Below are 16,001 nucleotides of genomic sequence, written 5' to 3'. Positions count from 1 at the left end.
GAAAGCTTGCTGGAAAATATGAAGAATTGTTGCTATAATGATTATTGGAAAAAATAGCGCGTTTTTTGTGATTGGAGGAGGGGTAACTTTGGAATATGCTTTAGAAATTGAAGGGTTGTGCAAGTCATTCTCCAAGTCCCGCTTCGCTTTAAAGAACATATCTTTCTCCGTACCCTATGGATCCATTACAGGATTTATTGGTGAAAATGGCGCGGGGAAAACATCCACAATGGGGGCAATCCTGCAAACGTTACATATCGATAGCGGAAGCATAAAAATTTTTGGAGAGAGAATAGCTGAAGCCAAAAAAGAAATCAACAATCACATTGGCGTAGTGTATGATGCCATGAATTTTTCCGGTAATTTGGATGTGATAAAGTTATCGAAAGTATTTCGCTATCTTTATCATAATTGGGATAACCAAGAATATTTTAATTATATTGAACTTTTTTCGCTGCCTAAAAAGCAAAAAATAAATAGTTTTTCTCGGGGAATGGCCATGAAGCTCTCGATCGCTGTTGCTCTTTCACATGGTGCGAGATTGTTAATATTAGACGAAGCGACATCAGGGCTAGATCCTGTGGGAAGGGAAGACGTATTAGAAGCACTGCTAAAATTTGTAAGAGATCAGAAAGGTGCTATTTTGTTATCATCCCATATCACCAGTGATATTGAAAAGGTTGCGGATACCCTGGTTTTCATAAAAAAAGGTGAAATTGTGTTAAAAACAAGTAAGAATGACCTTTTAAATAACTATGCGATCATACAATGTAAAGAGCATGAGTTAAATGACTTGCGTTTAAATGGCATTATTGCATATAAAAACCAAACAGATTATGTGGATGTGCTTGTTTCAAATAAAAATGAGCTGCCTGCAAAATTTCATAAAAAGAATTTTTCCATTGATGATATTACCTTATTATTAATGAAAGGAGAAAATTATGAAAGGACTCATTTTAAATAATTTATATTCTATAGATAAAAGTGTTAAATTTTCATTGCTTATATCTACAGCAGCTATCATTCCGCTTATTATAAGTGGAAATCCCACGGCGTTGAAGATCGCTGTATTATTACCATTTTTAATTATACCCATGAATGCATTTGAAGTATTAAAACAGGATAGTATGTCGGGTTGGAATAAATTTGAAATCACGCTTCCGTTGAAAAAAAGCAAAATTATTCAAAGTAAGTTTATCACATTCTTGCTTTTAGTGTTCACGAGTTTGTTATTAACTTTCGCTTTGTTTTATTGTGCAAGTATTTTTATCTCACCAACCGTTATGGATGATTTTTTTAACATTGGATTACGGGGTATGGGAATGATGTTTTGTGCTGCCTCTTTAGTATATCCACTGACATATATATTTGGAATAGAAAAATCAGATATGATTACAATGGGGAGTATAGGTTTCGCCTTTGTAATGTTCTTTTTCATATCCTTTTTGATGAAAGTGTTTATAGGGGAAATGAAGGGAGCTGAGGAGATTTTTTCTTTAAGTTTCTTATTGGTATCCATTTTTTTATTCATTCTCTCATACGCTACCTCGGTGATCATCTACCGAAAAAAAGAATTTTGATAGTTTAAAGGGGAAAGAAGGAGGGGAAAGCAGAATGGCGAAAGCAGTTAAAAATGGGCATGCGAAAGCAGCCAAAAAACGGTACGGTTGGTATATTCATCTTTTGATATTTGTCGTTGCACAGCTTGTTTTCTTTATCTTTGACAATGTTTCCGCGTCAAAAAATATTTTCAACTTGAATGATTATGGAAAATGGTCTGTATCCGCAATAAGCCCGATTTATGACTGGCTTCAAATTTATAAAAGTCCGCAATTTAACTTAATATTTGTTATATGGGGGGCTATTTTAATCATAGATGGTCTTATTAGAATGTTGCCCAAGCGCCACAGCTACTCCCAATGAGTGTTCATATTAAACCGGATTTATGAAGTGCCACCTTCACCATGATAAAAAAGGACGAACCGCAAGCCATAAAGGCATCGTGCAACGCAAAAAAAAGCCCAAAGCTTTTTCAAAAAGCTTTGGGCCGTTTTTTATGCAGACGGCTGGCCGGCCGCTTTGTCTTTTTGAGAGAGATACAGGTCTATTTCTTTTGCTGCTTTTTTGCCTTCCTGCATGGCCCAGACAATCAGGCTTGCGCCGCGTTTCGCATCGCCGGCGGCAAAAATGCCTTCCCGGTTTGTCCGGAAACTTCCAGGTAAGGTTTGAATCAGCCCGTTTTGAAGTTCGATGCCGGCTGATTTGGAATCATCGACACCTTGGAATCCGATGGCGATGAGCACAAGATCCGCTTCCCATACTTGCTGTTCCGCTCCCAGATGATCCGAAAACGGCACGGTGACGAGGCCTGTTACTTCGCCGTTCTCATTGCCGTGAAATGCGGTGGTTTGAATATAGTATTGCCGCGGATCTTCCCCGAACACCTTAAATGATTCTTCATATGCATAATCTAACGTAAACAGGGAAGGGTTCACAGGCCATGGTTCGTGTTCCGGGCGTTCTTTCGGCAGTTCTCCGTGTTTTCCGAACTGTACGACGCTCTTGCACCCTTGCCGGATCGCGGTTGCCACACAGTCCGCGCCGGTATCGCCGCCGCCAATGACAATCACTTTTTTTCCTTTTGCTGAAATTTGCGGTTCGCCGTTTTCCCCATGGTCAAGCAGGTGTTTCGTATTGGCTTTCAAATATTCCATCGCCGGGTAGATGCCTTTTAAATCGCGCCCCGGGATGTCCATGTCACGTTGTTTTTCTGCACCGATGCAAAGCAGGACGGCGTCAAACGCAGACTCGAGTTCATCAAGCGTGATGTCTTTACCAATTTCGGTATTGGCTTTGAACGTGATCCCTTCTGCCTGCAACAGGTCTACTCTGCGCTCTACATACTGTTTTTCAATTTTCATATTCGGAATGCCGTACATGAGCAGCCCGCCAAAACGGTCTTCTTTCTCAAAGACGGTCACATCGTATCCCGCCTGGTTTAAATCGTCAGCTGCCGTCAATCCGGCGGGTCCGCTTCCGACAACGGCTGCTTTTAAGCCGTTTCGTTTCAGCGGTATTCTCGGTTTGATCCAGCCTTCTTCCCAGGCACGGTCAATGATGGCTCTTTCAATGCTTTTAATGGTGACAGGTTCACTGACCAGCCCGGCTGTGCACGAGCCTTCACATGGTGCCGGGCAGGCGCGGGATGTAAATTCAGGGAAATTATTGGTTAAAAGGAGACGCTGGTAGGCTTCTTCCCATTTTCCCTGGGCGGCAAGGGTGTTCCATTCCGGAATTAAATTATATAAAGGGCAGCCGCTCGTTTGCCTGCCGATCAGTTCTCCCATCTGGCAGAAGGGGGTGCCGCACTCCATGCAGCGGGATGCCTGTGTCCTCAATTTTGCTTCCGGGAAAGGCTGCACGTATTCTTTCCAAGTAGCCACCCGCTTTGCGGCATCCAGTTCTTTCGGTTTTTCGCGTTTCTGTTCAATAAAATCTGTCGTTCCGCGCATGTCTCACACTCCTCACAAATCACCCGGCCGCTGCCGGAGGGATATAGATGTCGTACGATTTCAGGTTTCTGTTTTGGATAAACAATAATGGCCCACGGAGTACATTCCGGTTTGTTTCCGGAAAAATTTCCGTCTTGCGTGGGATGCCTTTTTTTTCTTAAAAAAAACAGCCATCTTTGTGCTTCTTATCCGGCTGCTGCCGGAAGTATGATAGGTCTCCGTTTTCTTTACGAAACAGTGTTTTAATCTATCCCACATACAATCCTGTAAATCCATCCGGAAGCGCCCGGATGGATTTACCCGTCTACTTTACTTCTGTCGGAAAAGCTTTTTCTTTTTCAATTTCCGGCAGGTGCTTTCCGGATTTTTTATATTCAAAAGCGGCAAGCCTGGCTTCATCAAGCGGCATTTGCTGATCCAGGAAGTACTGGATGAGTTCCATCATCGCTTTATATTCGCGTGGAACGATCTTGACAAACTGATGCAGGGACAGCTCCCAATTTTTCAAAATCCGTTTGGCAACAGGGCTGCCGGTGTATTGATAATGTTTCTGGATCATATGATAAAGTTCACGCATATCTTCATCAGCATCAACACCTTCAATGCTGACAAGTTCTTGGTTAATCCGCGCCAAAACTTCATCTTCGCCCATTGCCCCGGTATAAATGTAGGCAATCCCGCCGGACATCCCGGCCGCAAAGTTTTTGCCGATCGAACCGAGCACGGCAACGCGTCCGCCGGTCATATATTCGCAGCCGTGGTCTCCGATGCCTTCGACAACGGCATGTACGCCGCTGTTACGGACACAGAAACGCTGGCCGGCCGTTCCGCGGATATATGCTTCGCCCGATGTGGCCCCGAAAAAGGCGATGTTTCCGATGATGGCCTGTTCTTCGTCCCGAATCCATCCGGCCCCCGGCTTCACAACGATTTTTCCACCCGATAATCCTTTTCCAACGTAGTCATTGGCATCTCCTTCAAGGTTCAGTGTCAGGCCTTTCGGGATAAAGGCACCGAGGCTTTGCCCTGCTGAACCGTGCAGATGAATGTGGATAAAATCTTCCGGAAGCCCTTCGTCACCGTATGTTTTTGTAATGATATGGCCCAAAGTGGTGCCGATTGCCCGGTCCGTATTGCGCACAGGCAAGGTGACCGCTGTTTTCTGCCTGTTTCGGACGGATACGGATAAATGGTTCAATTCACGGCTGTCAAAGCGTTCTTCCAGTTTATGGTTTTGAACTGTTTTGCCTTGCACAGCAAACGGTGTTTCATCCGCTTTAAACAATAATTTATCGAAATGAAGCTGTTTTGCTTTCCAATGGTTTTTAACCTCATCTTTCACTTTCAGCAAACCTGTTTCGCCGACAAGTTCATCGAGGCTGCGGTAGCCGCATTCAGCCAAGATTTCGCGGACTTCTTCTGCGATGAACCGCATATAGTTAACAACATATTCCGGTTTGCCCATGAATTTGGCGCGCAGCTTCGGATTTTGGGTGGCCACGCCGACCGGGCAAGTATCAAGATGACAGGCACGCATCATGATACAGCCAAGCACAACAAGTGGCGCAGTGGAAAATCCGAATTCTTCGGCGCCGAGACAGGCGGCGATGACGACATCCCGGCCGGTCATCAGTTTCCCGTCTGTTTCAAGGACAACACGGTTACGCAAGCCGTTCAACGTCAGCGTCTGATGGGTTTCCGCAAGGCCGAGTTCCCACGGCATGCCGGCATGTTTGATGCTCGTTTGCGGGCTCGCCCCGGTACCGCCGTCATGGCCGCTGATTAATATCGTGTCGGCCAGGCCTTTTGCGACACCGGCCGCGATTGTCCCAACGCCTGACTTTGCCACCAGTTTCACCGAAATACGGGCGCGCGGATTGGCGCTTTTTAAATCGTAAATCAGCTGCGCCAAGTCTTCAATCGAGTAAATATCATGGTGCGGAGGAGGCGAGATCAAACCCACGCCCGGAGTGGAGCCACGAACTTCAGCAATCCACGGATAAACTTTCGAGCCTGGAAGCTGGCCGCCTTCGCCCGGTTTCGCACCCTGGGCCATTTTAATTTGGATTTCATCCGCATCTGTTAAATACAGGCTGGTGACGCCGAAACGGCCGGATGCCACCTGTTTAATGGCGCTCCGTCTTGAATCCCCGTTCGCATCAGGCGTGTAACGTTCTTTTTCTTCGCCACCCTCGCCGCTGTTGCTTTTTCCGCCGATGCGGTTCATCGCAATCGCGAGTGCTTCGTGCGCTTCTTTGCTTAATGCCCCGTACGACATCGCGCCGGTTTTAAACCTTTTCCAAATCGATTCGACCGGTTCCACTTCATCAAGCGGGACAGGTTTCCGGTTGCTCTCGATTGCCAGCAGGCTCCGGATCGTGGCGTATGGCCCGTGGTGGTACGTTTCAGAAAATTTGCGGTACAGTTCCTTGTTGTTCGTTCTGGCTGCCTGCTGCAAAGTGTACATCATTTGCGGGTTGAACAAATGATACTCGCCGTCTTTCCGCCATTGCAGCTCGCTTCCCGGATCAAGCGCTTTGTTGTGCTGGAAAAGCAATTCCTGTGCTTTTTTATAACGTTTCAATGATTCTTGGCCGATTTCTGCGAGCCCGATCCCGCCAAGCTGCGAGACAGTGCCGGTAAAATAGCGGTCGCAGACGCTTTCTGCAATGCCGAGCGCTTCAAATGTTTGCGCCCCGCGATAGCTTTGCATCGTCGTAATTCCGACTTTCGACATGATTTTGACGACGCTTTTCTTTAGTGTGCTTAAATAGTTTTCACTTGCTTTTTTATACGGCAGATCAATATGCCCTTCGTCGATTAAATTTTGAATCGTTTCAAGCGCGAGATACGGGTGTACCGCATCGGCACCGTAACCTAAAAGAGCGGCCATATGATGTGAATCCCGCGGTTCTCCGGAATCCAGCACGATACTTGCTTTCGGCCTTGTGCCCAAGCGGATCATATGCTGGTGCAGGGCTGATACGGCAAGCAGGGAAGGAATCGGCACGGCACGATGCCCTTGCGCACGGTCGGAAAGGATTAAAATTTCCGCGCCTTCCCTGATTTTTTCGTCCGCTTCCTTGAGCAATTGTTCCAGCGCCTCTTCAAGGGTGATATCCGGCGAATAGTACGCGGGAAGAAAAGCGGTTTTCATTCCCTGGTTTAAAATGGCGTTAAATTTGTCCGTGCTTAAAAACGGGTGTTCTAGCCGGATTTTTTTATGGGCGGTATCGTCATGACCGTCAAGCGATACTTGCGGGCCGAGCCAGGTAACCGTAGATATAACGTATGATTCGCGAATGGAATCAATCGGGGGGTTCGTGACCTGCGAGAAGCTTTGTTTGAAATAATGGAACAAAAGCTGCGGGCGCTCCGATAAAACTGCAATCGGTGTATCGACGCCCATTGCCCCGATCGGTTCATTCTTTTCCTGCGCCATTGGCACGATGGACTTTGTGCATTCTTCATAAGTGTAGCCGAATAATGTCTGCCGATAAGCCAATTCATTTTCTTCAAGACTGGATGCAGCCGGGATAAAATGGCTTTCTTCAAGGTCTATCACTGAATCTTCGAGATGCTCGGCATACGGTTTTTCAAGGCTGACCTGTGCTTTTAGTTCATCGCTTGGGATAAGGACACCTTTTTCAAGATCCACGAACAAAAGCTGCCCCGGTTTTAAATGACGCCGTTCTTTGACGTTTTCCGGTTCCACATCGACGACGCCGACTTCGGAGGCAAAAATGATTTTATCATCATGGGTAATGTAGTAACGGGCCGGGCGCAAGCCGTTTCTGTCAAGTACCGCCCCGATCTGCTTTCCGTTCGTAAACTCGAGCGCCATCGGTCCGTCCCACGGTTCCATAATCTGGCTGTGGTATTCATAAAATGATTTTAAGTAAGGCGGCAGGTCTTCGTTGTCTTCCCACGGCTCCGGCACCATCATCATGATCGCGTGCGGAAGGGAGATGCCGTTTGTTGTTAAAAATTCAAGGACATTGTCAAAAATCGCCGAATCCGAACCGTCTGCGTTGATCACAGGCTGGATTTTTTTCAATGTGTCAAGGTCCAGTTCGTTTGCAAACAATTCGATTTTTGCATTGAACCAGTTGACGTTCCCTTTGATGGTGTTGATCTCCCCGTTATGGGCGATCATCCGGTTCGGGTGGGCCCGCTCCCAGCTCGGGAACGTATTGGTGCTGAACCGCGAGTGGATCAGCGCAAGGGCCGATTGAAACCGTTCGTCCTGCAGATCGGTGTAGAACAGAGGGAGCTGTTCTGCCGAAAGCATGCCTTTATATACAATTGTCCGGTTCGAAAAACTGGCGGCATAAAAAGAGGAACCGAATTTGTTCTCAACCAGTTTCCGCAATATATAGATATTTCTTTGAAAAACTGCTTCTTCCGTGTTATCGTTTGAAGAAGAAACGAAAATCTGAACGATGTGCGGCCGCGATTCTTCCGCCTGGCGCCCAAGAACTTCCGGGTTTACCGGAACTTCACGGACACCGGGTACTGAAAGGCCGAGTGATGCAGCCTGGATGCGGAATTCATTCAGAATTTCCTCCGCAGCATCCGGATCATGCGGCAGAAAAAGCATCCCCACTGCATACTCCCCTTTTTTTGGAAGGGTGAAGGAGCATACGGCCTCAAAAAACGCGTGCGGGATTTGCATCGAAATACCGGCGCCGTCGCTCGTTGTCCCGTCGGCATTTTTACCGGCGCGGTGGTCCAGCCTTCTCAGCATTTCCAAAGCAGTGGTGATGATCTTATGAGACGCGCGGCCCTTGATGTCCGCGTAAAAGCCGATGCCGCATGCATCATGTTCAAATTCAGGTCGGTAAAGTCCATAATGTTGATTATTCATTGCTTCACATTCCTTCCATCATCAGGTCGAGTCCGAAAAGTAAGATTATTTTAAATTTTACCCTCTTGTGACTCTTTCTTACAATATATAGTTAAGATGAAATTAATCTCAAATTGAGAATGGTGTGATTCGCATGGAGTTAAGACAGCTGATTTATTTTATTGAAGTCGCAAAAAGGGAGCATGTGACAAACGCTGCAGATGAGCTGCATGTCGCCCAATCTGCCATCAGCCGGCAAATTTCCCTTTTGGAAGCCGAGCTTGGCGTTTCCCTTTTTTGGCGTGAAGGAAGAAATGTCAGGCTGACGCCGATCGGAAAAGTTTTTTTGGAACACGCTGAAAAAGTTGTGCTCGAAATTGATAAAGCGAAGCAAAGAATGCATGAATTTCTCGATCCGGATAACGGGACGGTCCGCCTCGGTTTTTCAACCGGGTTATCGGTCCAGACTTTTTCTTCCCTGTTGGCACAGTTTCGCGAAAAACATCCCGGCCTCGAGTACCAGTTTGTGCAAGGGACGCCCGGTTATTTAATCCGGTTGATTGAAAACGGGGAACTTGAGTTGGCGCTTGCTTCCCCTGTGCCGGATGACCATCCTGCCGTAAGCGGGGAAATTTTATACATGGAAAAGCTCATGTTACTTTTCCGCCGCGACCACCCGCTTTCCGGGCAGGAAATGATTCGGCTCGCCCAGCTGAAAAACGAACGCTTCATTACATTCCGGGAAGGTTTTTCGATTCGAGAAATTCTTTTCTCCGCCTGCCGGAAGTCCGGTTTTGAGCCTGCGATTGCATTTGAAGGCGAGGACATGGAAACGATTAAAGGCCTTGTTGCAAGCGGAACGGGTGTTGCAATTCTGCCTGAGCCTGCGCTATTATTTAATCTGTCTGAAGAAATCGTAAAAGCGGAAATCAGCGATATGGAACTGATGCGCCCGGTCGGTGTGATGATCCCGAAAAAAAGGGAAATGGCGGCTTCAGAAAAAGCCCTTTATACATTTTTGACATCATTTTATGACAGACTGAACCGGTTCCAAAGATAAGCTTGCGGAGCGTCGCGCAATCTGAACCGGTTCCGGAACAAGGGACAGTCGCCGTAAACCGGGCTTTTAGGCAGGCGTGCGCATGACCGCGGTATTTGAATTAGTTCTGAGATGCGGATACAGGAACAAGGAACAGTCGCCGTTTCTGTAAACGAAGGCGTAAAAAATATCGCATTCCGGCCGTTTTAGGCTCGGGTGTTAAAGAGCAGGAATGTTACGACGGCTTTTTGAAAAAGGGAGAGCGTTGCAAAAAATCATAAGAAAACGGAGAAGGTGGAAACATTGGCAAATAAGGTAGCACTTGTAACCGGGTCAAGCAAGGGGCTGGGCCGGGCGATTGCGCTTGATCTAGCAAAGGACGGCTATGATCTGGTCATCAATTATGCGCGCAGCCGTTCCAAAGCCGAAGAAGTGGCCGCGGAAATTGAAAAAATGGGGCAAAAAGCGCTTCTGATTAAAGCAAATGTCGGGGACGTGAAAAAAATAAAAGAAATGTTCGCACAAATCCGGGATACATACGGCAGGCTGGATGTGCTTGTCAATAATGCCGCTTCAGGTGTCGAACGCCCGGCAATGGAGCTGGAAGACCGCCATTGGGACTGGACGATGAATATTAACAGCAGGGCACTCCTGTTTTGTGCGCAGGAAGCCGCTAAACTCATGGAAGAAAACGGCGGGGGGAAAATTGTGAGCCTCAGTTCGCTTGGTTCGATCCGCTATATCGAAAATTATACGGCGGTCGGTGTGTCGAAAGCAGCGCTTGAAGCTTTAACCCGCTATTTGGCAGTTGAGCTGGCGCCGAGTATTTGCGTGAATGCAGTTTCGGGCGGGGTCCTCAATACGGATGCGCTCAAGTCTTTCCCGAACCGCGAAGTACTGCTGGAAGACGCGCGGAAACATACGCCGGCAGGAAGAATGGTCGAGGTCGAGGATATGGTGAACGCCGTACGCTTTTTAATTTCGGATGAGGCATTTATGATCCGCGGCCAAACGATAATCGTGGACGGCGGCCGCTCGCTTCTTTTAAGTTGAGTACGCCAATCTCGAGTTCCTTTATTTTCCAGTTTTTATGAGAAGGATAAATCGTTGCACCTCTGGTTACATTAATACCCGTGGAGGTGATAACGATGGCAAACAACAACAACTTCAATAAGGCTGCCAAAGGAAATTTTGGTTCTGAATTTGCCAGCGAAACGAATGCGCAGGAAGTAAGAAAGCAAAACGCGAAGTCTGCTTCCGGCCAAGGTTCTTTCGGTTCTGAATTCGCAAGCGAAACGAACGCACAGGAAGTAAGAAAACAAAACCAGAAAGCTGAAGCGAAAAAATCGCAAAACGCCGGACAATTTGGCCAGCAATAACCGATAGAAAGAGGTTTCCCGAACGGGGGCCTCTTTTTTCTTTCTATGGCTGCGGTGTTCGACAAAAGAAGTCAAAGGATTTTGCCCTCCCATCGAGAATATGTGTAAATGAAAAGTTCAATTCATCCTTTAGGGGGTAAAAAACTTTGATGGAAGAATTTAATCGGCTTGTCGCACAGCAAATGGACACGATGGATAGGCTGCTGTTTTTGCAATCGGAAATGGAGAGATGCAACGAAGTGAAAAGCGAACTATTGAAGTTGCAGGAAGAAACAATGGCGGAAGATATCCTTGATGAAATCGGCCGAATGAATAAAGAATTGCAGGAAATTGAAAAAGTTTTTGAATCGCAGACGGTTGAACTGATCCGAGTTTACCACAGTTCAAAAATTTGCACATAAACAATCCTATTTCAAATAGGATTGTTTAGTTTTAATCGCGTTCAGAAACCGTTATAATAGATAGAAAACAGATCGATTGATTACATAAGTTTTATTCCGGCACATAGTGGGCACAGGTTTACATATAAACAATCATGAAAGTGGGCATGAGATGATGGGAATCCCGGCAGAAGGTGATAAAATCCAAATTCAAAGCTATAAGCATAACGGCCATATTCACCGGATATGGGAAGAAACAACCGTTTTGAAGGGCACGAAAAGCCTGGTGATCGGGGGAAACGACCGGACTTTGGTAACCGAATCGGACGGCAGGACATGGATTACGAGAGAACCTGCAATTTGCTACTTCCATGCCGACCACTGGTTCAATATTATCGGCATGATCCGTGAAGACGGCGTCTACTACTATTGTAACTTGGGGTCGCCGTTTGTTTACGACAGTGAAGCGTTAAAATATATTGATTATGATCTCGACATCAAAGTCTATCCGGATATGACGTTTACTTTGCTGGATGAGGATGAATATGAATACCATCGCAAAAAAATGGGCTATCCCGATGTCATCGACCATATTTTAAAGCGAAACGTGGACATTCTCATTCACTGGATCCGGCAGCGGAAGGGACCGTTCAGCCCCGATTTTATTGATATTTGGTACGAACGCTACCTGACCTATTTGCGTTAAGCAAACCGCCTGTTGAACGCCAACAGGTTTTTTGTATGCGTAAATTTGAAAAATAAGGGAAATAAATGGTGCGTTTTGTTTGCTTTAGGAGGTGCAGCGCATGGGTAGTGTGAAAAGATACATGAAATTTGTAAAGCCGTATTGGTTTCAAATCGTTGCGACGATCATCATCGGGATCATCAAGTTTACGATCCCACTTTTAATCCCCCTTTTGATTAAATATGTGATCGATGATATTATCGGCAACCACGGGCTTTCACCGGACGAGAAGCTGCATAAGCTTGTTTGGGTGATGTCTTTTATGCTTGCCATTTTTGTTATCGTCCGGCCACCCGTTGAATATTACCGGCAATATTTTGCGCAGTGGACGGCAAGTAAAATATTGTATGATATCCGCGACCGCTTTTTTACCCATCTTCAAAAATTGAGTTTCCGGTTTTATGCCAACACGCGCGGAGGGGAAGTCATTTCCCGGGTGATGAATGATGTCGAGCAGACGAAAGATTTTGTTATTACGGGGCTGATGAACGTCTGGCTCGATATGACAACGGTTCTGATTGCGATTGTCATGATGTTTATGATGGATGCCCGGCTGACTTTAATTTCACTCGCCGTTTTTCCATTTTATATTTTTTCGGTCAAATATTTTTTTGGCAATTTGCGTTTTTTGACGAGGAAACGGTCGCAAGCGCTCGCAGAGGTGCAGGGCTATCTTCATGAGCGGGTGCAAGGCATGGCTGTTATTAAAAGTTTTGCCATTGAAGACCATGAGCAAAAGCAGTTTGACAAGCATAACCACAATTTTCTGGAAAAAGCATTGGCACACACAAGCTGGACAGCTAAATCGTTTGCAGTTGTGAATACCATTACCGATATCGCGCCGCTTTTCATTATTTTTGTATCCGGCTATCTCGTGATTAAAGGCAGCCTTACTGTCGGCACGCTCGCAGCGTTTATCGCTTATATTGATAATTTATACAGTCCACTCAGAAGGCTCGTCAATTCCGGCACGACGCTGACGCAGGCGTTCGCTTCAATGGACCGGGTGTTTGAACTGCTGGATGAAAAATATGACATTGATGACCGGCCGGACGCGGTGGAGTGCAGGAATGTACGCGGCAATATCCGGTTTGATGGCGTCGAATTTCGGTATGATGATGAAAAAGAGCCGGTGCTGAAAAATATCAATCTTGAGATCAGGGCAGGGGAGACGGTTGCCTTTGTCGGGATGAGCGGGGGCGGCAAGTCTTCCCTTGTGAGCCTCATCCCCCGGTTTTATGATGTGACAAAAGGGGCCGTTTATCTGGACGGCCAGGATATCCGCACGTTTAAAGTGCGAAGCCTGCGCGATAAAATCGGGATGGTGCTGCAGGACAATATTTTGTTTAGCGAGTCGGTGAAATCCAATATTTTGCTCGGCAATCCGCAGGCGACGGACGAGGAAGTCGTACAGGCGGCAAAAGCAGCGAACGCCCATGAGTTTATTATGAATCTTGCCGACGGATATGAAACAACGGTGGGCGAGCGGGGTGTTAAATTGTCCGGGGGGCAGAAGCAGCGGATTGCGATTGCGCGTGTATTTTTGAAAAACCCGCCGATTTTAATCCTTGACGAAGCGACATCCGCGCTTGATTTAGAAAGCGAGCATTTGATTCAGGAAGCCATTGAAAAACTGGCGCGCAACAGGACGACCTTGATCGTTGCCCACAGGCTGTCCACCATTACCCACGCAGACCGCATTGTTTTAATTGAAAACGGAGAGATCAAAGAAACCGGCACCCACGAACAATTAATGGCAAAACAAGGGCTCTATTACAACCTATTCCAAATCCAACAACTGGATGATTAGAAAAGCGGAGGCGACTGTACAGCGGCGTACGGATTTTGTAGTCTTCGACCGAGATAAAGGAAACACGATGAGCCGATAGGCGAATCGATGCCCGCTTATCGAAAGGAGAAGACGTAAAAATCCGCTAGCCGCTAGGAGCCGGAGCTGGACAAAGAAAAGCGGAGGGCGCTCGCTCGTCGGCAAAAAATGGAGGAGATCCCGTTTAAAAACGCGGGGCCTCCGTTTTTTTGTCAGGAAATGAAACAAAATTTCTTTTATAAATATAATAATAAAAATATGTTGAAATATTGTTTCAAAGTGCATATAATAGTATCAAAGGAGGGATGCATGATTGCTTGGATTTTCAATATACTTGAATGAAGACTGGTCAGAAGAGAAGGAAGCCTGCATTCACCGAATGGCAGCAATTGGAATGGAAGGGATATTTACATCCTTACAGCTACCGGAAGATGACCCGTCCCAATATCGGAAAAGGCTTGCTCCGCTCTTGGAGTCTGCAAAACAGAATGGGATGAAAGTGATGATCGACGTCTCTGGAAACGTGCTCCGCCATATCGGGCTGTCCATTGATGATCCTGCACGCATTATTGAAAGCGGTATCAATGGCCTGCGCATCGATGCCGGTGTCAGCTGGGAACAGGTTGCCCGCCTGTCGAACACGATGACGGTCGGATTAAACGCCAGCACATTAACGGAACAGGATTATGAGCAGCTGAAACAGCACGGCGCTAATTTCAGCCGGCTGGAGGCCTGGCATAATTATTATCCGAGGCCCGGAACCGGACTGGATGAAAATTGGTTTTACGAGAAAAACAAATGGCTGAAAAGCAAAGGATTCAGCATTACGGCATTTGCGCCCGGCGATGGCAAGCTACGATTTCCTTTATACGAATCCCTGCCGACATTGGAAATCCACCGCCATCAAAATCCGCTGGCAGCCATCTGCTCGCTGTTAAGGGATTATGCGGTTGACCATGCTTATATCGGGGATCCGGGGTTAACGCCGCAATCCCGCAGCCAGATCGGGGAATTTTTTTGCCATGATACCATACTGCTTCATGCAACGACTGCAGATCTGAAATGGCGCCCGTATATTTTTAAAAACCACCGGAACCGGATGGATGTCGCAAGGGACGCGATCCGCAGCGAGCAGTCGAGAACATGCAACCAAAAGGACGATATCGAGCCCGAAAACAACATTCCCCGCAACAAAGGCAGCATTACGCTCGACAATAACCTGTACGCAAGATACAAAGGGGAATTGCAAATCACAAAGCGGAACCTGCCTGCCGATGCGAAAGTAAACGTCATCGGGCAGATTGCCGGCCGCGACTTGCCGCTCCTTGATTTTATTGGTTCGGGTACACGGTTTAAAATGACGGACAATGAAGGTGAAAACGAATGGACTTAGAAAAACTCGCCACAGAACAGCGCAACGAAAAGACAATGAATCTCGATACGTTGTCCACAAAGGAAATTTTGCAATTGATGAACGAGGAAGACCAAACGGTTCCAATCCGTGTAGGGAAAGAACTAGCACAAATCGAAAAAGTGGTAAAAGCCGTTATCCGTTCTTTTAACAAGGGTGGACGCTTGATCTATTGCGGAGCAGGCACAAGCGGGCGGCTCGGCGTTCTCGATGCTGTCGAATGCGTGCCGACATTCAGTGCGGACCCGTCCATGGTGCAGGGGCTGATCGCAGGCGGCCCTGCGGCCATGACCGTTGCCGTTGAAGGGGCGGAGGATTCGAAAGAGATGGGGGAAGAAGATTTAAAGCACATCCATTTATCAGAAAAGGATACAGTCATCGGCATTGCGGCAAGCGGCAGAACACCGTATGTGATTGGCGCGCTGGACTACGCGAAAAAAGCCGGTGCTGTGGCGGCATCGCTTTCCTGTAACAAAAATGCTGAAATTAGCCGGCATGCCGATATTCCGATCGAAGTGGAAACCGGCCCTGAAGTGTTGACGGGATCAACCCGGCTAAAAGCGGGCACCGCCCAGAAACTTGTATTGAATATGATTTCAACTGCTGCAATGGTTGGAATTGGAAAAGTATACGGAAATTTAATGGTGGATGTCAAACCGACAAACGCAAAACTGGTGGAGAGATCGAAATCGATTATTATGCAGGCTTCCGGATGCAGCTATGAAGCAGCTGAACAGGCTTTTTACGCAGCCGGCAAAAATGTGAAGCTGGCTATTGTCATGTTGTTAACCCATCTTTCCAAGGAAGAGGCAGAGGAGAAAATGGCACAGGCAAATGGTTTTATTAGAAAAATCGTTTAAA

The 16,001-nt window shown here is 46.8% G+C and carries 13 protein-coding genes; 11 read left to right on the top strand and 2 right to left on the bottom strand.

Going from position 1 to position 16,001, the window contains the following annotated elements:
* Positions 1-88 precede the first annotated feature (88 nt).
* From NSS95_RS12475 to NSS95_RS12465, 3 genes are read left to right on the top strand one after another with little or no spacing between them, the layout of a single operon-like run.
* Positions 89-964, top strand: coding sequence for an ABC transporter ATP-binding protein (locus NSS95_RS12475; protein WP_104851551.1), 876 nt, complete (start codon positions 89-91; stop codon positions 962-964).
* Positions 942-1,580, top strand: coding sequence for an ABC-2 transporter permease (locus tag NSS95_RS12470; protein ID WP_104851550.1), 639 nt, complete (start codon positions 942-944; stop codon positions 1,578-1,580). Before NSS95_RS12475 ends, NSS95_RS12470 begins: the two co-directional genes overlap by 23 nt.
* A 34-nt stretch (positions 1,581-1,614) precedes the next feature.
* Positions 1,615-1,923 (top strand): YfzA family protein, encoded by a 309-nt coding sequence (locus NSS95_RS12465; protein WP_328229188.1) that lies wholly within the window; start codon positions 1,615-1,617, stop codon positions 1,921-1,923.
* A 131-nt stretch (positions 1,924-2,054) separates the two neighbouring features.
* Here NSS95_RS12465 and NSS95_RS12460 read toward each other — a convergent pair whose 3' ends face one another.
* The gene (locus NSS95_RS12460; RefSeq protein WP_104851549.1) at positions 2,055-3,512 is read right to left on the bottom strand and encodes a glutamate synthase subunit beta; all 1,458 of its coding nucleotides are present in this window, start codon (positions 3,510-3,512) and stop codon (positions 2,055-2,057) included.
* Between the two features lie 304 nt (positions 3,513-3,816).
* A complete protein-coding gene (gltB, locus tag NSS95_RS12455) occupies positions 3,817-8,379 on the bottom strand; it encodes a glutamate synthase large subunit (RefSeq protein ID WP_104851548.1) in 4,563 nt (1,520 codons plus the stop codon).
* A gap of 133 nt (positions 8,380-8,512) precedes the next feature.
* On the opposite strand from gltB, the gene NSS95_RS12450 reads away from it, so the two are divergent.
* The 8 genes from NSS95_RS12450 (at position 8,513) to murQ (ending at position 16,000) form a co-directional block, all read left to right on the top strand.
* The gene (locus tag NSS95_RS12450; RefSeq protein WP_211161880.1) at positions 8,513-9,418 is read left to right on the top strand and encodes a LysR family transcriptional regulator; all 906 of its coding nucleotides are present in this window, start codon (positions 8,513-8,515) and stop codon (positions 9,416-9,418) included.
* Between the two features lie 282 nt (positions 9,419-9,700).
* Positions 9,701-10,450: an enoyl-[acyl-carrier-protein] reductase FabL gene (gene fabL / locus NSS95_RS12445; RefSeq protein ID WP_014097369.1), complete on the top strand. Its 750-nt coding sequence runs from the start codon at positions 9,701-9,703 to the stop codon at positions 10,448-10,450.
* A 95-nt stretch (positions 10,451-10,545) separates the two neighbouring features.
* Positions 10,546-10,776, top strand: coding sequence for a gamma-type small acid-soluble spore protein (locus NSS95_RS12440; protein ID WP_035189998.1), 231 nt, complete (start codon positions 10,546-10,548; stop codon positions 10,774-10,776).
* 146 nt (positions 10,777-10,922) lie between these two features.
* Complete coding sequence (locus NSS95_RS12435; RefSeq protein ID WP_014097371.1) at positions 10,923-11,177, top strand: YgaB family protein; 255 nt, start codon at positions 10,923-10,925, stop codon at positions 11,175-11,177.
* Between the two features lie 154 nt (positions 11,178-11,331).
* A complete protein-coding gene (ntdP, locus tag NSS95_RS12430) occupies positions 11,332-11,862 on the top strand; it encodes a nucleoside tri-diphosphate phosphatase (protein ID WP_014097372.1) in 531 nt (176 codons plus the stop codon).
* A 100-nt stretch (positions 11,863-11,962) separates the two neighbouring features.
* On the top strand, positions 11,963-13,711 hold the full coding sequence (locus NSS95_RS12425) for an ABC transporter ATP-binding protein (protein ID WP_014097373.1): 1,749 nt from the start codon (positions 11,963-11,965) through the stop codon (positions 13,709-13,711).
* A gap of 331 nt (positions 13,712-14,042) precedes the next feature.
* Positions 14,043-15,122, top strand: coding sequence for a DUF871 domain-containing protein (locus NSS95_RS12420; protein ID WP_340713921.1), 1,080 nt, complete (start codon positions 14,043-14,045; stop codon positions 15,120-15,122).
* Positions 15,113-16,000 carry an N-acetylmuramic acid 6-phosphate etherase gene (murQ, locus tag NSS95_RS12415; protein ID WP_179234587.1) on the top strand — a complete coding sequence of 296 codons (888 nt, stop codon included), beginning with the start codon at positions 15,113-15,115 and terminating at the stop codon, positions 15,998-16,000. Before NSS95_RS12420 ends, murQ begins: the two co-directional genes overlap by 10 nt.
* The last annotated feature ends 1 nt before the right edge of the window (position 16,001 follow it).

It is taken from the genome of Weizmannia sp. FSL K6-3076, from assembly GCF_038007245.1.
GTDB lineage: Bacteria > Bacillota > Bacilli > Bacillales > Bacillaceae_C > Weizmannia > Weizmannia faecalis.
This window is presented reverse-complemented; position numbering and strand designations above follow the sequence as displayed.

Bases quoted from the DNA above. Each gene is read 5' to 3' on its own strand.
- murQ (WP_179234587.1), top strand. From the start codon at position 15,113: ATGGACTTAGAAAAACTCGCCACAGAACAGCGCAACGAAAAGACAATG.
- NSS95_RS12460 (WP_104851549.1), bottom strand. From the start codon at position 3,512: ATGCGCGGAACGACAGATTTTATTGAACAGAAACGCGAAAAACCGAAA.
- ntdP (WP_014097372.1), top strand. From the start codon at position 11,332: ATGGGAATCCCGGCAGAAGGTGATAAAATCCAAATTCAAAGCTATAAG.
- NSS95_RS12465 (WP_328229188.1), top strand. From the start codon at position 1,615: ATGGCGAAAGCAGTTAAAAATGGGCATGCGAAAGCAGCCAAAAAACGG.
- NSS95_RS12450 (WP_211161880.1), top strand. From the start codon at position 8,513: ATGGAGTTAAGACAGCTGATTTATTTTATTGAAGTCGCAAAAAGGGAG.
- NSS95_RS12440 (WP_035189998.1), top strand. From the start codon at position 10,546: ATGGCAAACAACAACAACTTCAATAAGGCTGCCAAAGGAAATTTTGGT.
- NSS95_RS12470 (WP_104851550.1), top strand. From the start codon at position 942: ATGAAAGGACTCATTTTAAATAATTTATATTCTATAGATAAAAGTGTT.
- gltB (WP_104851548.1), bottom strand. From the start codon at position 8,379: ATGAATAATCAACATTATGGACTTTACCGACCTGAATTTGAACATGAT.
- NSS95_RS12425 (WP_014097373.1), top strand. From the start codon at position 11,963: ATGGGTAGTGTGAAAAGATACATGAAATTTGTAAAGCCGTATTGGTTT.